Annotated in this window: 16 protein-coding genes; 3 read left to right on the plus strand and 13 right to left on the minus strand. The window is 67.3% G+C overall.

The annotated features are described in order from the left end of the window. Positions 1–133 precede the first annotated feature (133 nt). Positions 134–571 carry an Lrp/AsnC family transcriptional regulator gene (locus ACKI1H_RS17955; RefSeq protein ID WP_218939111.1) on the plus strand — a complete coding sequence of 146 codons (438 nt, stop codon included), beginning with the start codon at positions 134–136 and terminating at the stop codon, positions 569–571. A 172-nt stretch (positions 572–743) separates the two neighbouring features. Here the strand turns inward: ACKI1H_RS17955 and lysA are convergent, their stop codons facing one another. Together lysA and ACKI1H_RS17965 are read right to left on the minus strand one after the other, a co-directional pair. Then, a complete protein-coding gene (lysA, locus tag ACKI1H_RS17960; protein WP_440465809.1) occupies positions 744–1,988 on the minus strand; it encodes a diaminopimelate decarboxylase in 1,245 nt (414 codons plus the stop codon). 79 nt (positions 1,989–2,067) lie between these two features. Then, on the minus strand, positions 2,068–3,003 hold the full coding sequence (locus ACKI1H_RS17965; RefSeq protein WP_440465810.1) for a LysR family transcriptional regulator: 936 nt from the start codon (positions 3,001–3,003) through the stop codon (positions 2,068–2,070). 111 nt (positions 3,004–3,114) lie between these two features. Here ACKI1H_RS17965 and ACKI1H_RS17970 point away from each other — a divergent pair, with 111 nt between their 5' ends. Next, complete coding sequence (locus tag ACKI1H_RS17970; RefSeq protein WP_440465811.1) at positions 3,115–3,489, plus strand: hypothetical protein; 375 nt, start codon at positions 3,115–3,117, stop codon at positions 3,487–3,489. A 124-nt stretch (positions 3,490–3,613) separates the two neighbouring features. Here the strand turns inward: ACKI1H_RS17970 and ACKI1H_RS17975 are convergent, their stop codons facing one another. The 8 genes from ACKI1H_RS17975 to ACKI1H_RS18010 all read right to left on the minus strand — a co-directional run bounded on the left by ACKI1H_RS17975 (position 3,614) and on the right by ACKI1H_RS18010 (position 15,155). After that, positions 3,614–6,709, minus strand: a complete 3,096-nt coding sequence (locus tag ACKI1H_RS17975; protein ID WP_440465812.1) for an error-prone DNA polymerase — start codon at positions 6,707–6,709, stop codon at positions 3,614–3,616. Then, positions 6,706–8,115 carry a Y-family DNA polymerase gene (locus ACKI1H_RS17980; RefSeq protein ID WP_138523021.1) on the minus strand — a complete coding sequence of 470 codons (1,410 nt, stop codon included), beginning with the start codon at positions 8,113–8,115 and terminating at the stop codon, positions 6,706–6,708. Before ACKI1H_RS17980 ends, ACKI1H_RS17975 begins: the two co-directional genes overlap by 4 nt. A 7-nt stretch (positions 8,116–8,122) precedes the next feature. Then, positions 8,123–8,737 (minus strand): translesion DNA synthesis-associated protein ImuA, encoded by a 615-nt coding sequence (gene imuA, locus ACKI1H_RS17985; RefSeq protein ID WP_440465813.1) that lies wholly within the window; start codon positions 8,735–8,737, stop codon positions 8,123–8,125. Positions 8,738–9,004: 267 nt separating this feature from the next. Further along, a complete protein-coding gene (locus ACKI1H_RS17990; RefSeq protein ID WP_440465814.1) occupies positions 9,005–11,320 on the minus strand; it encodes an ATP-dependent DNA helicase in 2,316 nt (771 codons plus the stop codon). Next, the gene (locus ACKI1H_RS17995) at positions 11,317–12,966 is read right to left on the minus strand and encodes a VRR-NUC domain-containing protein (RefSeq protein ID WP_440465815.1); all 1,650 of its coding nucleotides are present in this window, start codon (positions 12,964–12,966) and stop codon (positions 11,317–11,319) included. The genes ACKI1H_RS17990 and ACKI1H_RS17995 overlap by 4 nt, the downstream gene beginning before the upstream one ends. Before the next feature lie 299 nt (positions 12,967–13,265). Beyond that, positions 13,266–14,204 carry a class I SAM-dependent methyltransferase gene (locus ACKI1H_RS18000; protein WP_138523028.1) on the minus strand — a complete coding sequence of 313 codons (939 nt, stop codon included), beginning with the start codon at positions 14,202–14,204 and terminating at the stop codon, positions 13,266–13,268. Positions 14,205–14,262: 58 nt separating this feature from the next. Further along, complete coding sequence (locus ACKI1H_RS18005) at positions 14,263–14,754, minus strand: AAA family ATPase (protein WP_138523030.1); 492 nt, start codon at positions 14,752–14,754, stop codon at positions 14,263–14,265. Continuing rightward, positions 14,751–15,155 (minus strand): YybH family protein, encoded by a 405-nt coding sequence (locus ACKI1H_RS18010; RefSeq protein WP_138523032.1) that lies wholly within the window; start codon positions 15,153–15,155, stop codon positions 14,751–14,753. The genes ACKI1H_RS18005 and ACKI1H_RS18010 overlap by 4 nt, the downstream gene beginning before the upstream one ends. A 273-nt stretch (positions 15,156–15,428) precedes the next feature. On the opposite strand from ACKI1H_RS18010, the gene ACKI1H_RS18015 reads away from it, so the two are divergent. Further along, positions 15,429–16,049: an eCIS core domain-containing protein gene (locus ACKI1H_RS18015; RefSeq protein WP_440465816.1), complete on the plus strand. Its 621-nt coding sequence runs from the start codon at positions 15,429–15,431 to the stop codon at positions 16,047–16,049. On the opposite strand, the gene ACKI1H_RS18020 is transcribed toward ACKI1H_RS18015, so the two are convergent. The 3 genes from ACKI1H_RS18020 to ACKI1H_RS18030 all read right to left on the minus strand — a co-directional run bounded on the left by ACKI1H_RS18020 (position 16,030) and on the right by ACKI1H_RS18030 (position 19,032). Further along, positions 16,030–17,532, minus strand: coding sequence for an efflux transporter outer membrane subunit (locus ACKI1H_RS18020; RefSeq protein WP_440465817.1), 1,503 nt, complete (start codon positions 17,530–17,532; stop codon positions 16,030–16,032). The two genes, ACKI1H_RS18015 and ACKI1H_RS18020, sit on opposite strands and share 20 nt — an antisense overlap. A gap of 21 nt (positions 17,533–17,553) precedes the next feature. After that, complete coding sequence (locus ACKI1H_RS18025) at positions 17,554–17,862, minus strand: hypothetical protein (protein ID WP_440465818.1); 309 nt, start codon at positions 17,860–17,862, stop codon at positions 17,554–17,556. Positions 17,863–17,928: 66 nt separating this feature from the next. Further along, entirely contained in the window at positions 17,929–19,032 is a 1,104-nt protein-coding gene (locus tag ACKI1H_RS18030) for an ABC transporter permease (protein ID WP_440465819.1), read from the minus strand. Position 19,033 lies beyond the last annotated feature (1 nt).

The raw sequence follows: 19,033 nt of genomic DNA on the forward strand, positions 1-19,033 counted from the left end.
TGGATGGCGCGCGGGCAAAGAAACGGCGAGCTGCCGGGCTCGCCTTGGCAATCACTATTGCAAAGCTCGTCGTTGAAATGAACCTGACAATCTGCAAGATTGGCGAGAGCTTTCAGGCAGATTGACCAATACCATGAGCAATATGACGAAAAACGCCGACGCAGCCTTGTTGAACCTGCTGCGCGCCAACGCCCGCGAGTCGATTTCCGAGCTGGCGCGCAAGCTCGGCGTGTCGCGCTCCACGGTGCAGAGCCGTATCGAAAGGCTGGAGCAGCAGGGCGTCATCAGCGGCTATTCGATCAAGGTGTCGGACAGCTACGCGCAGTCGCTGGTGCGCGCCCACGTGCTGGTGACGGCGCTGCCGAAGCTGTCGCACCAGGTGGTGCAGGCACTGGAGAAGATCGCCGAGGTGAAGACGCTGCATTCGGTGAGCGGCAACTTCGACATGATCGTGATCGTCGAGGCGCTATCGATCCGCGACCTGGATGCGGTGCTGGACCGCATCGGGGCGCTGGACGGGGTGGAGCGGACGATGTCGTCGATCATCCTGTCGACGCGCATCGATCGGTGAGAAGGGTGCCTTCCCGGTAGCGGCGAGTACCACGCCGGCCGGGCCGGCGAGGGGCGGGTTCGCGAGCAAGCTCGCTCCTGCAATCAGCCTCGGCGTGCTCTTCGTAGGACCGAGGGGGACGCCCAGTCCTTGCTCGCGAACTGCCCAGCGCCGATGTTTCCTGTTCTGTCGATCAGCCCAGCTCTTCTTCCAGCGCCAGCAGCTCTTCCACGCGCTGGCGGCGGCGGATCAGCTTCGCTTCGGCGCCTTCGAGCAGTACCTCGGCGATCAGCGGGCGGCTGTTGTAGTTCGACGACATGGACGCGCCGTAGGCGCCGGTGTCTTCGATCAGCAGCAGGTCGCCGACCTGGGCGCGCGGCAGGGCGCGGGGGATGACCACGCCACCATCGCCCTGGGTGAACACGTCACCGGACTCGCACAGCGGGCCGGCCACCACGGTGTCGATCACTTCGCGGCTGGCCACGTCGCCGGCCAGCACGCGGATGCCGTGGTAGCTGCCATACATGGACGGGCGCATCAGCTCGTTGAAACCGGCGTCCACCAGCACGAAGTGGTTGCGGCCGGCATCCTTGGTGGCGCGCACTTCGCTGAGCAGGCAGCCGGACTGGGCGACCAGGTAGCGGCCCGGTTCGATCTCCAGGTGCAGCGCGTGGCCGACCACGGCCTCGGCGGCCTTGCGCGCCTTGTCCCACAGCTGGAAGTAGTGCGCGGTGTCCACTTCCGGGTCGCCGGCGCGGTAGGGGATGGATAGGCCGCCGCCGGCGGAGATGCCCGACAGGTCGTGGCCGGCATCCTTCACCTGCTGCACCAGGCCGAGCATGGCTTCGCCGACCTGGGCCAGGTGGCCGTAGTCGACGCCCGAACCGATGTGCATGTGCAGGCCGACCAGGCGCAGGCCGCATTCGCGGATCACGTCCAGGGCGGCGCGCAGGTCGCTGTGCCAGATGCCGTGCTTGGAGTGCTCGCCGCCGGTGTTGGTCTTGTTGCTGTGGCCGTGACCGAAGCCGGGGTTGATGCGCAGCCACACCGGGTGGCCGGGGGCGACTTCGCCCAGCTGGCGGAGCATGTCGATGGAGCCGGCATTCACCGGAATGCCGTGCTCGACCACGGTTTCCAGGGTGGTGCGGTCCAGCAGGTCGGCAGTGAAGACGATCTCGGATTCATCTTCACGGCACGAGTAGCCGGCGGCCAGGGCGCGCAGCAGTTCGCCCTGGGAGACGGCGTCGACCTTCACGCCCTGTTCGCGCATCAGGCGCAGGATGTGCAGGTTGGAGCAGGCCTTCTGGGCGAAACGGATGATATCGAAGCTCTTCAGGCGCTCGATCTGGCCGCGGATGGTGGCTGCGTCGTAGATCCACAGCGGGGTGCCGAATTGCAGGGCGAGCTGTTCGGCGCGGGGCAGGGCGAGGTAAGTCATGAATGGGCTCCGAAGATAGATGGCGCTAGTCTACCGGCCCTTTGCATGGCTGAATAATGCCGCTTGTTATCTGGTCAATTCAATTTTGATATAGGGTGCAGCCGACGCCGGCTTCGCGCAGGCGCTGTACCAGTACGCCGGCTTCTGCCTGGAGTGCCGCCACGAAGCGCTCGCGCAGCGGCGTGGCGGGGCGGTACAGCGGCTTCGCCACGCTGACCTGGAACGGCAGCGAGAAGGCCAGCGGGCGCAACTGGATGCCTTGGCCCTGGAACATCAGCGCGGTGATCGGGTTGACCACGGCCAGGCCCAATCCGGCGCGGACCATGCTGCACACCGAGACGGCGCTGTGGGTTTCCACCTGCATCTGGCGTTGCACGCCGGCGCCGAGGAATACCGCGTCGATCAGGTGCCGGTAGCGGTCGCTGGTGGCCAGGCTGACGAAGGGCAAGCCGGCAAAATCCGCCGCCTCCAGGCGCTCGCGGGTCAGCAGCGGATGGCCGTCCGGGAGGATGCATACTTCGTCCACCGCCAACAGCGGCTGCAACTCGGTACCACGCGGGGCGTCGTCGTTCTCGATCAGGCCGATGTCGTGGTGCTGGGCGCTGAGGGCTTCCTCCAGGTGCGGCGACTCCAGCGCCGCCACTTCCAGGCTGATCGCCGGATTCTCCCGGCTGAAGCGCTTGCAGGCTTCCGGCAGCAGCGCCTGGGACAGCGCCGGCAGGCAGCCGATGGAGAACTTGCCCTCGGCGAACTGCCCCAGGCTGCCGGCGAAGGCGACGATGCGGTCCAGCCCGGTGAAGGAGCGTTCCACCTCCTCGAACAGCATCAACGCTCGCGCGGTCGGTGCCAACCGCCCGCGCTCGCGCAGGAACAGTTCGAAGCCGACCAGTTGTTCCAGCCGCGCCAACTCGCGGCTGACGGTGGGCTGGCTGGTGTGCAGGAACGCCGCCGCGCGGGTGACGCTGCCGGTGGTCATGACCGCGCGGAAGACTTCGATGTGGCGGAGGGTGATCATGCTCGGGGCCGAAAAGAGGAATGGCGGCAGCGTAAGGCGTCCGCGCGGTCTTTCGCAAATCGGCCGGGGTTGTGTAGTGTCGGGCCGTCATGCGAAGGAGCGACAAGGCTTATGGAAGGCGAACAATCCGCGCCCGCTGAACCAGGGCTGGTCCGGCTGGCGTGCTGGGTTTTTCTAGGGGCTCTGCTGGCTATTGCGCTGGGCGCGTCCGGCATGGCGCTGGCGATGTATCGGGTCATGGGCAGCGATATCTGGGCGCTGAGCGATTACGGCCGGTTCCACGCCATCTTCGATCCCGCCGTCCTGTGCGGCGCGTTGTTCGCGCTGGGTCAGATCTTCTGGCTGATGCTCCGCAGCCGCCGCGCCCGCGTGGTGCTGGTGCTGCTCTATACGCCGGTTGCGCTGCTCGTCTGGGTAGGTTTTACCGGGCCATACCTGTTCTCGTTGTCGGTGGGTGAGCTGGTCCTTTACCTGCTGGGTGGATGAGTGCTCTCGGTAGGATGGGTGGAGCGCAGCGATACCCATGCAGTTGGTGCGCTGAGCTGATGGGTATCGCTGCGCTCCACGCCATCCTACGAAGCTGCATTCCTGCGAGATTGGTTTTGCAGGCTCAGTGGAAATCCCGGCTCCGCACATCCAGCCCCTCCAGTAATCCGCTCAGGTCCGTCAGCCGTCCGGCGATCACATGCCGTACGCCGTCCTTGGCTTCCAGGGTGCCGTCCACCTGCATCAGGCGGGCGCTGAGGAAGGGTCGGCGCTGCTGGTCGGCGAGGTCGCGCCAGACGATCACGTTGATCATGCCGAATTCGTCTTCCAGGGTGACGAAGGTGACGCCGCTGGCGGTGCCCGGGCGCTGGCGGCCGACCACCAGGCCGGCGACGCGCACCGGGCGGTCGGCTTCCAGCGTGGTCAGTTCCCTTGAGCTGCGGCAGCGCCGGGCCTTGAGGGCGCCGCGCAGCAGGATCATGGGGTGTGGGCCGAGGGTGGTGCCCAGGGTCGCGTAGTCGGTGAGCAGGTCTTCGCCGCGGCTGGGCAGCGGCAGGCTGACGGGGGCTTCTTCGGTGACTTGGCCGGCGAACAGCGGCAACTGCGGCTCGACCCCGGCAATCGCCCAGCGCGCCTTGTGCCGGTGGCCGGCGAGGCCGCGCAGGGCGCCGGCGTCGGCCAATTGCTCGCGGGCGCGGCCGTCAAGGTGGGAGCGCAGGCAGAGGTCGGCGACGTCGGCAAAGGGGCGTTGCCCGCGTGCCTGGGCGATGCCGTTGGCGACGTCTTCGCGTAGCCCGCGCACCATGCGCAGACCCAGGCGGATTGCCGGCTGGCGATCGGCGATGGGTTCCAGGGTGCAGTCCCAGTGGCTGTGGCGCACGTCCACCGGGCGGATCTCCAGGCCGTGGCGGCGAGCGTCCTGCAAGAGCTGGTCGGGGCTGTAGAAGCCCATGGGCCAGCTGTTGATCAGCGCGCAGGTGAAGGCGGCCGGTTCGTGGCACTTCAGCCAGCAACTGGCGTAGGTGAGCAGGGCGAAGCTGGCGGCGTGGGATTCGGGGAAACCATAGCTGCCGAAGCCCTTGATCTGCTCGAAGATGCGCGCGATGTAGTCCTGCTCGTAGCCCTTGGCGGTCATGCGTTCGAATAGCCGTTGGCGGTGCGGTTCCAGGCCGCCGTGGCGTTTCCAGGCGGCCATGGAGCGGCGCAGGTGGTCGGCTTCGCCGGGCGTGTATTCGGCGGCGATGATCGCCAGTTGCATCACCTGTTCCTGGAACAGCGGCACGCCGAGGGTGCGCTCGAACACCGGCTTGAGTTCCTCGGAGGGATAGACGACCGGCTCTTCCTTGTTCCTCCGGCGCAGGTACGGGTGGACCATGTCGCCCTGGATCGGGCCGGGGCGGACGATGGCTACTTCGATCACCAGGTCATAGAAGGTCTTGGGTTTTAGGCGCGGCAGCATGGCCATCTGCGCGCGGGACTCGATCTGGAACACCCCCACGGTGTCGGCGCGGCTGATCATGGTGTAGGTCTTCGCGCATTCCTGCGGTAGTGAGGCCAGCGTGTAACGCTCCCCGCGATAGCGCTCGATCAGGTCGAAGCAGCGGCGCAGGGCGCTGAGCATGCCGAGGGCGAGCACGTCGACCTTGAGCAGGCCGACGGCGTCGAGATCGTCCTTGTCCCACTGGATCAGGGTGCGCTCGGGCATCGCGGCGTTCTCCACCGGCACCAGGGTTTCCAGCGGCTGCTGGGAAATGACGAAGCCTCCGGGGTGCTGCGACAGGTGCCGGGGGAAGCCGACCAGCTGGTCGGTCAGCGCCAGCACGCGGCGCAGGGTCGGGTTTTCCGGGTCGAAGCCGGCTTCGCGCAGGCGGTCGGCGTGTGGTGCTTCGCGGCTCCAGGCGCCGCAGCAGTCGGCCAGCGCGCCGACCTGGTCCGGCGGCAATCCCAGTGCCTTGGCCACGTCGCGCACCGCGCCGGCGCCCCGGTAGGTACTGGCCACGGCGGTGAGGGCGGCGCGGCTGCGGCCGTAGCGACGGAACACGTACTGGATGACTTCCTCACGACGGTCGTGCTCGAAGTCGACGTCGATATCCGGCGGCTCGTTGCGCTCGCGGGAGATGAAGCGCTCGAACAGCAGGTGCACATGTTCACGGGTCGGGTCCAGCTCGGTGATGCCCAGGGCGAAACAGACCACCGAGTTGGCCGCCGAGCCGCGTCCCTGGCAGAGAATCTTCTGGCTGCGGGCGAAGGCGACGATGTCGTAGACCGTGAGGAAGTAGCTGTCGTACTTCAGCTCGGCGATCAGTGCCAGTTCATCTTCGACGCGTTTGCGAACGGCGGGGGTAGCACCGTCTTTCCAGCGCAGAAGGATGCCTTCCTCGGTCTTCTCCCGCAGCCAGGTGCTGGGCGTATGGCCTTCGGGAACCAGCTCGCGCGGGTACTGGTATTTCACATCCTTGCCCAGATCGAAGCTGCAGCGCTCGGCAATCTTCAAGGTCTCCGCCAGCAACTCGGCCGGGTAGATCGCCGCCAGCGCCTCCTTCGGCCGCAGATGCCGTTCGCCGTTGGGGTAGAGATACTGGCCGGCCTCGTGCACCGGCAGGTGCTGGCGGATGGCGGTCATGCAGTCCTGCAGGGCGCGGCGGCCACGGATGTGCATGTGCACGTCGCCGCAGGCCACGGGGGAGAGGCCCAGGCGCGCGGCCTGTTCCTGCAGGCGACGCAGCTTGCCGGTGTCGTCCGGGCCCTTGTGCAGTTCGACGCCCAGCCACAGGCGCCCGGGGAAGCGCTCGCGCAGCCAGAGGCCGTCGTCGTCCTGGTCGTCTTGTGGCAGCCAGATCGCCAGCAGGTGGTCGAGATTGCCGTCGAAATCCGAACGCACCAGGCGATAGCTACCCTTTTCGGCGCGGCGACGGGCGTGGGTGATGAGGCGACAGAGGTTCTCGTAGCCCGTGAGGTTCTCGGCCAGCAGCACCAGCTTCGGACCTTGCTCGATGCTCAGTTCGCTGCCGGTGATGAGGATGAACTCCTGCTCCTTCGCCGCCTGCCAGGCGCGGACGATGCCGGCAAGGCTGCATTCGTCGGTGATCGCAAGCGCCCGGTAGCCCAGCTTCTTCGCCCGCTCGACCAGCTCGGCCGCACTGGAGGCACCGCGCTGGAAGCTGAAATTGGACAGGCAGTGCAGCTCGGCGTAGCCGATGCTTTGATCCGCCGCGCTCATGCGAACCAGCCGTGCAGCAGCAGCGGCCCCTTTTCGCCCACCGGGCGGAACACCCAGGCGCGCTGGCCGCTGCGGGTGCGTACCTGGTAGTAGTCACGGCGGATGTCCTCGCCGTCCCACCAGCCGGACTCGATGCGCTCGGGGCCGGCCAGCAGGGTCGGGGCGAATTCGCGCAGCGGCTGGGGCTCGGCCAGCAGCCAGCCGGGGCGCGGAACGTCGGTGACTTGCCGGGGCGGGGTGGACTGATCCTGCCAGGCACGCTCCGGCCGGTGGTCGGCGCGTGCCCCGAGACTGTGCACGGCGTCGTCGCCCAGCCGCGCGCGCAGGCGTTCGCGCAACTGTTCCCAGGGTTGGGATTGCTGCGGGCGGTCGTCGAACAGCTCGCGGTGCTGAGGCACGAAGGGCGGCAGGTCGTCGGCGATGAGTCGCACGCTATGTACCGGGGCGCGCAGTTGCAATTGCTCCAGCCGGCCACGGCTCAGTTCGAAGAGCATGGCCGCCTCGCGCTCGGCGCTGAGCAGGCCGACCGGCATTGGCGTGTCGGCACCTTCGTGGTGCTCCAGGTGCAGGACGAAGCGCTGCACGCCGCTGTCTCGCCCGGCGAGGAAGGCGGCGAGGTCGCCGGTCAGGCGGCGCAGCGGGAACAGCAGGGCCTGGGTGGACTCCACGTCGAAGTTCAGCTCGATGCGCGACTCGAAGCGGTCCGGCGGCCGGTAGTACTCCAGGGCCAGCGGGCGCAGGCCGAGCAGGGTGTCGACCTGGCGCAGTACCTGTGGCGGGAAGCGCCGGGCCAGGCTCTCGCGCGGCAGGGCGAGCAGTTGCTGCAGGCTGCGCAGGCCCATGCGGCCCAGTGAGGTGGTGGCGTCGCGCTCAAGGCCCAGGCGCTCCAGCGGCATCCTGCCCAGGTACTGGCGCAACTGCTCGTTGTCGTGGATCGCCAGGCCGTCGTGGCCGTTGGCGAGGATGCGCGCGGCGGCTGGGTTGGGCGCGGCGGTGATGCGATGGCGAAAGCCCAGCCCGTCCAGTTCCTCGCGCAGGCGTGCCTCGAAGCGCGGCCAGGGCCCGAACAGTTGCAGGCTGGACTGCACCTCCAGCAGCAGCGCGCGTGGATAGTGCTGGCTGACTTGCGAGCTGAAGCCATAGGCCCAGGCGGCCAGCAGGTCCTGCCAACGCTGCACGTCGCGCAGGTCGTACTCGGCGGTGGCGAAATCGCGGCTCAGGGCCTGGGCGGCGGTGAGCGACTGGCCGGGCTTGAGGCCCAACGCCCGCGCGGCCGGATTCACCGCCTGCAGCACGCGACGCTGGGTCGGCCCGGCGAGCAGCGCCAGGGCGGCGTCCGGTTCGGCACGCCCGCGCAGCACGCCGTCCATCGCCAGCTGTGGCAGGAGAATACAGGCCCAGAGCATGCCGGCCTCAGTGCCAGGGCAGTGGGATGGGGCGCGCCGGTGCCAGGCCGCCACGGCACTTGAGTACGCGCAGCTGTGCCGGATTGGCGTCCAGCGCCAGGCGCAGCGCGGCGGGTGACGGGTTGAGCGCTTCGCGCTGCGAGCGGTAGGCGATAGCCAGGGTCTGCCCGGTTTCAGCCGCCACCTGCAGGCGGCGCAGGGCGCGGTCATCGGCCTGCTGCGGCCAACACAGCACGACGCCACAACTACCCGAGCGCAGGCACTGCTCGGCGGCCCAGAGCGCATCGCGGCCGCTGGCCTGAACGATGGCGAGTTGCTCCAGCGCGACGCCGGCGGCCTGCCAGGCGGCCGGGTAGGGCACATGGGGCGGGGCGACCAGCACGATGCGCTCGCCTGCCGCGCTGAGTCGCGCAAGGGTCGGCCAGACCAGTTGCAGTTCGCCGGTACCCTCGGCGGCCAGGAGAATTTCGCTGAGCGCCGCTTCCGGCCAGCCGCCAGTGGGCAGGGCGGCATCCAGCACCGCATGGCCAGTGGGCTGCTGGCTGGGCGGCAGGCCCTGGGGCTGGCCTTTCCAGACCTGGCGTTGGTGGAGCAGGGTATCGAGTGCGACCACGCTGCCCATCACGGCCTCCCGGCCGGCGAGCGGCGACGGTCATGCGCCCGGCGGGAGGGCCAGGGAAGGGATATGGGGAGGATGAACATGGGGTTGCTCGGAGATAACTGTATGGATATACAGTTTATCCGGTAGAAAGGTGCCGTCAATGGCGGTTGGTCTGACGGCCATTCGGACGCATCGGGGCGTCATCCGTCGGAGCAGGCATGCCCGCGACCAGATCGCACCAGCATCACGGCGGAACACGAACGTACGGGGGCCACCCAATGCAATGGGTTACAACAGCAGATACCCTTGCGGCGCTTTGAACTGCGGCGGGTCGGCCACGAACTTCAACCGCTCGGTCTTCCACCAACTGGGCAACAACCGCCGTACCGCTGGCTGGTTGAAGCGATCATCGAGCAGGTAGATCACCCCCGAGTCCGTGGGCGTGCGGATCACCCGCCCAGCGGCCTGGACGACCTTCTGCAGACCGGGGAACAGGTAGGTGTAGTCGTAGCCGTCGCCGAACATCCCCTGCATGCGCTGCTTGATCTCCTCGTTGACCTCGTTCACCTGCGGCAATCCCAGCGTGGCGATGAAGGCGCCGATCAGGCGGTCGCCCGGCAGGTCGATGCCCTCGCCAAATGCACCGCCGAGTACGGCGAAGCCGATGCCCTGCGAGTGCGGGGTGAAGCGGTCGAGGAAGGCCTGGCGCTCCAGTTCGTTCATGCTGCGCGACTGCACCCAGCGCGGGATGTCCGGGTGTTCGGCGGCGAAGCGCTCCAGTGCCTGTTGCAGGTAGGCGTAGCTGCTGAAGAAGGCCAGGTAATTGCCAGGGCGAGCGCGGAACTGCCGGGCCATCAGGGTGCTGATCGGCGTGAGGCTGGCCTCGCGGTGCTGATAGCGGGTGGACAGGTTGCTCAGCGCGTGGACTTCCAGTTGCTCGGCGTGGAACGGCGATTCCACTTCGCGCCAGGTGGTGTCTTCCGGCAGGCCAAGCAGGTCCGCATAGTAATTGGCCGGGTTCAGCGTGGCGGAGAACAGCGTGGTGCTGTGGGCCACCTCGAAGCGTTCGGCGAGGAAGGGCGCCGGCACCACGTTGCGCAGGCACAGGGTGGACAGCGTGCGCTGGCCGCTGCCGTCGTGGCGGGTGATGTCGAACAGCGAGTGCGGCCCGTAGGCCTCGGCCAGCCGGCAGAACAGCATGGCGTCGAGGTAGAAGCGCAGCAACTCGGCCTCGTTGCCGGTGGGCTGGTCGGTGAGGTGATCGGTGATGGCGCTGACGGCTTTCTGCAGTGCGGCGATGAACAGGTCCGGCACCGTCGGGTAGATCTGGTAATCGACCTCCTGGTCGCGGTGCATCTGGTTCCAGTGCCGGCCGACGCGCTCCAGCACGCCTTTCAGTCCGGCCGGGGCGACCTTGCGCAGGGCGTTGAACTCGGACTGGTCCAGCTCGGCGCTGTACATGCCGCGGCCGCGCTCGATGAGGTTGTGCGCCTCGTCCACCAGCAGCGTCACCTTCCAGTCGTTGAGTACCGTCAGGCCGTAGAGCAGGGCGGTCATGTCGAAGTAGTAGTTGTAGTCGCCCACCACCACGTCGGCCCAGCGGCACAGCTCCTGGCTCAGGTAGTAGGGGCAGACCTGGTGTTCGAGCGCGACCTCGCGCAGGTTTTCCTGGGTCAGCCAGCGGCGCTTGAGCGCGGCCTCGCGGGCGGCGGGCAAGCGGTCGTAGAAACCCTTGGCCAGCGGGCAGGAGTCGCCGTGGCAGGATTTGTCCGGATGCTCGCAGGCCTTGTCGCGCGCGACGTGTTCGAGTACGCGCAGGGGCTGCGCGGCGTCCTGCTGGCGCAGGGTCGACAGGGCATCCAGGGCCAGGCGGCGACCGGGAGTCTTGGCGGTGAGGAAGAACAGCCGGTCGAGCTGCTGCCCGGGGAATGCCTTGAGCTGCGGGAACAGGGTGCCGAGGGTCTTGCCGATGCCGGTGGTGGCCTGGGCCATCAGTGTCTTGCCGTCGCGGGCGGCGCGGTACACCGACTCGGCGAGCATGCGCTGGCCCTGGCGGAAGTCGGCGTAAGGAAAGCGCAGCGCCTCCAGGCCACGGTCGCGCTCGATGCGATGGGCACTTTCCTGCTCGGCCCATTGCACGAAGCGCTGGCATTGCAGCTCGAAGAAGGCGCGCAGGTCGTCGGCGGCGAAGCGCTCGCGGAACTCGGTTTCCTTCTGGGTGATGACGTTGAAGTAGACGACGGCCAGGTCGATGGCGTCGATTTCCAGCGTCTGGCACAGCAGCCAGCCGTACACCTTCACCTGCGCCCAGTGCAGCAGACGGTGATTCTGCGGGATGCGCGCGACGTCACCGCGGTGGGTCTTGATCTCTTCCAGCAGGTTGGCATCCGGGTCATAGCCATCAGCGCGGCCACTGACCACCAGCCCCGGATACTCGCCGCGCAACGGCAATTCCGCGATGTAGCCCAGGCCACGCCGGGAGACCACCGTGGCGTGCCCGGCCATGCCTTCCTGGGCGGTGGGGGCTGGGGTGAATCGCAGGTCGAGGTCACCTTCCTTGGCGGTGAATTCGCACAGCGCGCGCACGGCGATGGCGTAGCTCATTCGCTTTCGTCCGCCTCGCCCTGCCAGCGCACATAGCAGACTTCTACCGGCATGCCGTGCTCGGCGCAGAAGGCCAGCCAGCGCTTCTGGTTATCCTGCAGGCGGTCGCCGGGGCCCTTCACCTCGATCATCCGGTAGCGCGCCTCGGCGGGCCAGAACTGGATCAGGTCGGGCATGCCGGCGCGGTTGGCCTTCGGGTCGGCCAGCAGGCGTTCGAACCACAATTTCAGGTGTGCCGCCGGCAGGCAGTGCAGGGCCTGGTCCAGCAGGTTTTCGTCGAGCAGCTCCCAGTGCACGAAGGGCGAGAGGATGCCGTGCTTGGCGGCGTAGGTCTCGCGGATTTCCACCCGGTACGCGTCACTGTCCAGCAGCGCCAGGCGCGCGGCGAAGCTTTCCGAGCGACGGCTGACGAAGTCGCCGCGGTTGAGGTCGCTGGGGCCGGCCTGGAAGGGGTGGAAGAACGCGCCGGGCAGCGGGGCGAAGATCACCTCCCAGCAGAGCAGGCCGAACAGGCTGCAGACCAGCGCGTTCTCCACGTAGTGCACGGGCGCTCGTTCCTCATGGAGCACGGCCTGCACAGCGAATTCGACGTTGACGTCCGGACGCGGCAGCTCCAGGTCGATGCGCAGCGGTGGCGCGGGCCTGGCGGTCTTTTCCTTCGGCAAGCCGAGCTGACGCACCAGCCGCGTCAGCGCGCGCTCGACCAGTTGCAGCTCGCCGTCGCTTTCCGGCGCGGCCCGTGCTGCCTGCACCAGTGCATGGGCCTCCTCGAAGCGTTGCAGGCGTTCCAGTACGCGGATCTGCCGCTGCCGCGAGCCCCCGGTGACGGTGCGCTGGTACAGCGCCAGCGCGTTCTCCAGCTCGCCTTCGCGCTCCAGTTGGTAGGCCATGCGGTACAGCAGGCGGCCGTGGCGCGCCTGTAGGTAATCGTTGTCACTGGCGAAATCGCCCAGCTCCGCAACCAACTCGGCGATGGGTTCGCCGGCTTCGAAGCGGACGGCGCCGTTCCACAGGTGGATATAGGCCTCCAGATCGTCGCGACGGCGGAAGGCGCGGGAGTCGGTGGTGAACGGGACGCTTTCGTAACGGAAGATGCCGAGGTCGGCGAGGACGAACTCCGACCAGTCCTGCTGCAGGTTGCCGAAGAACAGCAGGCGCAGGCGGTCGCACAGCGGCGTCGCCATCAGGGTGTAGAGGCTGTCGAGTTGCGGATACCAGCCTGCGAACGGCTGCACCTGCCCGTGGTAGGCGTGCAGGTGCTCGTAGAGATCGGCCTTCTTCAGCGGCCCGCGTGGCAGGTCCTCGCGGAAGCGCGCTAGCAGTTCGTCCTTGAGCAGCAGCGGCAGCAGCTCGTCTAGTGCGAGCGGACAAGCGTCGTCCAGCCAACCCAGCTCCAGCAGCGGCGCGGCGGCGTTGGGAATATCGCCGATCTCCGCATAGTTCAGCTTGCTCGCGCGAAAATGTGGCCCCTTGCGCATCACCAGCCGCACCAGCAGTGCCCGCGAGGGCAGCGGCAGCGCGCGGAAACCGGCGATGAAGCGGGCTTCCTCGGCGTCGAGCAGGTCGGCGTAGCGCTCGTCGATCCAGTCGAGGGCGCGGTGGAAGTTGGTCAGGTAGTAGAGGCTGGGGTCGAGCGGCGCGGGCATTTTCTTGAGTGGGCCAGGCACTGGTTTTACATACAGTGGCAAGGATGGCGTGATGGGGGCTCGGCCGCAAGGGTTGTGGCGGCCTTTCATCGGGAGATGTCGGGGTTTTCTGTAGGAGCGCCCCATGGGCGCGATCGCGGGCATGGCCCGCTCCTACAGGGGCAGCGGCATCAGCTCTGTAGGATGGGTGGAGCGAAGCGATACCCATGCAGCGGGTACTCGGAATCGATGGGTATCGCTTCGCTCCACACCATCCTACGGTCGCTCTTTGCTCTACCGCATCGCACCGACTCAGCGAATCAACCCAGGCGGAACACTAGCGCCTTCAGGCCGCTGTCTTCCTCGATGTCGGCAAATTCCGGCGGGTTTTCCAGGCGCTCGACGAAGCGTAGTTGCGGCGCCTCGGCGGCCATGCCCTGGAGCAGGAAGTCGACGCCGACGGCCGGGTCGTTCACGCAGGCCAGCACGGTGCCGGCACCGTCCAGCAGTTCCGGCAGGCGGCGCAGGACGCGGGCGTAGTCCTTGTCGAGGACGAAGCTGCCTTTCTGGAAGCTTGGCGGGTCGATGATGATCAGGTCGTACGGGCCGGATTTCTTCACCTTGCCCCAGGACTTGAACAGGTCGTGGTCGAGGAAGCTCACCCTGGACAGGTCGTGGCCGTTCAGGCGGTGGTTGTCGCGGCCACGGCTGAGCGCGGCGCGGGCCATGTCGAGGTTGACCACCTTCTGCGCGCCGCCGGCCATCGCTGCCACGGAGAAAGCGCAGGTGTAGGCGAACAGGTTGAGTACGCGCAGGCCTGCGGAGTTGGCCTGTACCCACTGGCGGCCATAGCGCATGTCGAGGAACAGGCCGTTGTTCTGCTTGCGGCCCAGGTCCAGTTGATAGCGCAGGCCGTGTTCGCTGATCTGCCAGCCGTCGAAGGCTTCGCCATGGAGCACTTCCATGGTGCTTTCCAGGGTGTAGCGGTGCTGCAGCATCAGGCTGCGGGCGCCCGTGGCGCGCCAGGTCTCGCTATCGGCCAGTTCGCTCAGCATCGTCCTGAGCGCGGCCAGTTCCTCGCCTTCCGGCTCGCGGAACAGCGACACCAGCAGCACACCTTCCAGCCAGTCGGCGGTTACCTGCTCCAGCCCCGGCCAGCGCCGGCCGCGACCGTGGAACAGGCGGCGGGTTTCCACGGGAGCGGGGTTCAGCGCGGCGAGCAGTTGCTCGCGCAGGGTGGCTATGGCTTCGGTGTTCATCTTTCCGGTCTTTCTGATTCAGGCGATCGGGGTCAATCGGGGCGGCGATTCTACGCGCTCAGGCGCCATGGCGCTGCACCTGCAGTCTTTCCTCCGGGCGCGGGGCGACGAAGTAGCGGTTGAGCGCCTCGTAGCCAGCCGGGTCCAACGGCGCTGCCAACGGGGCGATGGCGTGGCGCGCCAACAGGCGACTGCGGCAGGTGGCCGGGTCGACGTCGAGAAAGTGCAGGCAGTGCGCCGCGCCAGCCTGCTCCGCCAGGTCGATCAGCCAGCGGCGGTCGGCGAGGGTGTTGGCGGGGATGTCCAGCACCACGCTGGTGCCGGCGCGCAGCAGGCCGACCACGTGGGGGCCCATGACCTTGCGCACGCGGCGGGCGTAGAGCTGGTAGTCGTCGGGGTTGCTGATGCCCCAGGGAAACAGCTCGGCCAGCCAGTGTTCCTCGGCCAGCATCACGGTGCCCGGTGCTTCGGCCAGCTCACGCGCCAGGCAGGATTTGCCCGAAGCCGCCTTGCCACACAGAAGGTGCAGCGTGCCTGTCTGCGGGTTCATGTAGTCGCCTCCAGCAGGTCGGTGCCATAGGAATTGTCCACGGTGCAGCGCCAGGCGCCGTCGGCTTCGCGGCGGAACACGTAGGTGGCGCGACGGCTCAGCTTGCCGTGGCTGGTGTCGAGCAGGGTCTGCGCCACTACCAGCGCGGTGTCGCCGGTTTCGAGGATTTCCAGTCGTCCCTGGCGCACCCGCAGGTTGTGCCCGAAGTGTTCGGCGATGGCGACGAAGGCCTGGCGGATCTGTGCCTTGCCGCGCGCCAGCAGGCCGGGCTTGACCACCAGCAGGGCGTCGTCGCTGTAGAACTCGATCAGCGCATCGAAGTCCTCGCGACCGATGGCTTCGTCGGCGGCCTGAATGAGCGCCTGCAAGGGGTGCTGGTTTGGGTGGGTTGCCTGGTCCATCAGTGTCTCCTCTATCGGGAGCCTCGGACGGCGGGCATTAAAAAACCCGCCGGGAGGCGGGTTTGGTTGTTCGCTTGAATGCGCTAACCCACCATCGGAGCGATGGTGGTAATAATCGGCTGGAAGGTGCGGTTGGCGGCATTCATGGTTCAGAAGCTATCAGAAGTTTCATACGTCGCGCCAGCGCTCTTTTTTTGTTGGCGCCATGGCATGATCGCGCCGCGCCATGGTCCAACTGCCTAGCCTCTCTCCACGCTGTAGCGGAGTCCTTTCATGCCATCCCCCCTTGCAACCCGCCTCCTGCGCGCCCTGGTGCTGCTCGCCGGGTTGGCCGCGTCCGTCGACGCCCTGGCTGTGCCTTGCCCATCGGGGCAGCGCCAGGTCTGCCTGGACACCTGCATGTGCCTGCCGGACCTGGGCGCTGTGCTAGGGCCAGTCCTCACCGATACCCGCAAGATGGCCGCGCAGGCACTGGGCGTATGGCTCCAGCAGTCCCGCGATCAGGCGGTGCAGGGCGGCACCGAGCCGATCCCGCTGGAGATCCGCGCCCAGCTGCAGCCTTACTACCCCGACGACGTGCTGATGGCGGCGCGCTATTCCATCGGCGCGCTGGACGACCTGAATGCCGGCCAGGCGATCATGCAGAACCCCGACACCGAGGCCGTCACCCTGGTGGATGTGATCGTCTTCCGCAGCGAGGACGATGCCCAGAAGGACGTCGCCCTCTGGGCCCACGAGCTATGGCACGTGAAGCAATACCAGGAGTGGGGCGTGCAGGGGTTCGCTACGCGCTACACCGATGACTTCAACGCCGTGGAAGCGCCGGCCTATGAGATGCAGCGGCGAGTTGCCAAGGACCTGCGTGACGGCAAAGTCACCGCCCAGACAAACTGACCTCAGCGGCTGGCGCTGGCGTACCGCCGCCGAGCGCCTTGCACAGGGCGATCAGCGTCAGGCGCAGTTGGGTATTGCTGTCTACCACATCGCGGCGCGATTGCAGGTAGGCGCGCTGGGCGTCCAGCTCCACCAGAAAGTCGGTCATGCCGCCGGCATAGCGCGCCTTGGCCATGCCATAGGCGATATCGCTGCTGCGCAGTTTTTCCTGCAGACGCTGGTTGCGTTGGCGTTCGGCACCGTAGTGGGTCAGCGCGTCGTCCACTTCCTGCCAGGCCTTGAGCACGGTCTGCTGGTAGGACACCGCCGCTTCCTGCTGTTCCAGTTTGCGCAGGTTGATCTGTGAGCGCCGCCGGCCGTTGTCGAAGATCGGCAGCGACAGGCTCGGTCCGACTGCCCAGGTGCGGCTGCCCCAGTCGCCGAACTGGCTGTCTTCGACCGATTCGTAGCCGAAGTTCGCGCCCAGGCGGATCGTCGGGTAGAGGTCGGCCACTGCCACGCCGATGTTGGCGGTCGCCGCGTGCAGCTGGGCTTCGGCGGCGCGGATATCCGGCCGCCGGCGCGCCACTTCCGACGGCAGCCCCAGGCTCAGGTCCGGCGTCTGAGGTTCGGCCTGTTCCACTGGCATCAAGTCATCGCGCAGGCTGCCCGGTTCGGCGCCGATCAGCACGCCGATCTGGTTGATCGCCGCGCTCTCGCTGGCCTGCAGTTGCGGCAGGCTGGCGCGCAGTTCGGCGAGCTGGCCGCGCTGGCGTTCGACATCGAAATCGTCCACCAGGCCGCCGTCGGCGCGCACCTGGATCAATTGCATGGACTCCTCGGTGGCGGCGATGTCCTGCCGGGCCACGGCGATCTGCTGCTGCACGCCGCGCAGCTCGAAGTAGCTGCGCGCCAGCTCCGCCGACACGCCCAGGCGGGTCTCCTCGAACATCGCCTGCTGCGCCGCCACGCTGGCGTCGGCGGCCTCGATGGAGCGGCGGATGCGGCCCCACAGGTCGGGCTCCCAGGAGGCGTCGAAACCGGCCTGGTAAAGCGTGAAGGGCTCGGCCAGCACCTTGGCGATCTGGTCGCTGTCGCCGGTGAGGGCGATGCGCTGGATCATCAGCGCGTTGGAGCCGTTCTCGCTCAGGCGCTGGCGGTTCACCGCGGCCGAGGCGTTGACGTCGACGCCGCGCTGGGCGGCCACCATCTGCCGCTGCATGCGGCTCTGGGCGAAGCGCAGCACGGCGGTGTTGAGGTCGGGGCTGGCCTTGTCGGCCCGGCGTTGCAGGTTGTTCAGCACCGGGTCGTTGAACAGGCTCCACCAGTCCTCGCTGAGCCGGGTTGCGCCTTCGGCCGGGTGCAACTGCCCGCTGCCGGAGTGGGCGGCCTGCCAACTGACCGGCATCTGCGTTTTCGGCGCCTCGTAGTCGGGGCCCACGGCACAGCCGGCGAGGCTGCTACCCAGCAGGGCCAGTGAGACGAAGCGGGAAGTGAGGTTCATGGCTGACACCCTCTTGCAAAGCTAGTCATCCGAAGTGCCCTCGAAGCGTCGTGCGACATAGCCCATCAGCAGGCCGCCGAAGATGCCGATCAGGCCGCAGGCCAGGCCCATGGAGCGGTTGCTCACCATGCCGACGTTCTTCACGTGGGTGGGCAGGCCGAGCAGGCCGATGAAGAACAGCATCGCCGCCGACAGGGCGATCAGGTAAATGCCGCCGGCGCGCCAGGAGTTGGTGGGGATGCCCTTCTTCCGGCAATACAGGTACCCGAGCCCAAACGGCAGGGCGAGCTGGGTGACGGCGAAGACGATGAACTGGCTGGTGTCGCTCATGGCTGTCCATTTCCAAGGAAGTTCCCTGTCAGGGTATTGCATTGGCTCGTCATGTCGGGTGATCCGCTACGCAAGCCGGTGGCGGAACAGCCACGAGGCGAGCGGCAGGGTGACGGCGGCCACCACCAGCATGGGGATCAGGTTCAGGCCGACGTCGGCCAGCGTCGCGCCTTCCAGGTAGACGCGCTGGATCAGGTCGATACCGAAGCGCAGCGGGTTGGCGTAGGTCACGATCTGCAGGAACTCGGGCATGTTGCGCACCGGCGTGGCGAGGCCGGAAAGCAGTGTCAGCGGCATGATCAGCACGAAGGTGTAGAGCATCGCCTGCTGCATGTTCAGCGACACCGCGCTGATCGACATGCCAAGCCCGACGCAGGCGATGGTGAACACCGCCAGTCCTCCGTAGAGGTTGAACAGCGAGCCGGCCATGGGTATTCGGAACCAGAACAGCGCCATCAGCAGCACCAGCGTGGCCTGCACCATGCCGATCAGCAGGGGCGGAATGGCCTTGCCGAGCATGATTTCCAGCGGCGTGTAGGGCGTCACCAGCAACTGGTCGAAGGTGCCCTGTTCGCGTTCGCGGGCCACCGAGAGCGCGGTGAGCATCAGCGTCTGCATCATGCTCAGGGTGGCGATCAGCGCCGGGATCAGCGGCCAGCGGGTCTCCAGGTTGGGGTTGTACCAGGAGCGGCTGACCACGCTGATCGGCGCCGAGGCCAGGCCTTGTTCGCGATTGAACTCATCCACCACCACGGCCAGGCCGGCGGCGGCGGAGCCGGCGGTGTTGGAGTTGCGCCCGTCGAGGATGACCTGGATCGGTGCTGGGTCGCCCTGGGCCAACCGTGTCTGGAAGTCCGAGGGAATGTGGATCACCAGCAGGGCCTTCTGCTCGTCGATCACCGTCTGGATTTCCTCCACGCGGGTGAGCGTCGCCACGCGGTGGAAGATGCCGCTGCCATCCAGGCGCGAGATCAGGCGCGTGGAGGATTCGCTATGGCTGAGGTCGAGCACGGCGTAGGGCGCATCGTTGAGGTCGAAGGTCACCGCGTAGCCGAACAGCACGCTCTGCATCAGCACCGGTGCCACCAGCACGATGCGGTTGGCCGGGTCCTTGAGGATTACCAGCAGTTCCTTGCGCCACAGGTTGAGGATGCGCCAGAGAAATTCCATG

It is taken from the genome of Pseudomonas sp. YH-1 (assembly GCF_051990045.1).
Taxonomy (GTDB): Bacteria; Pseudomonadota; Gammaproteobacteria; order Pseudomonadales; family Pseudomonadaceae; genus Pseudomonas; species Pseudomonas nicosulfuronedens.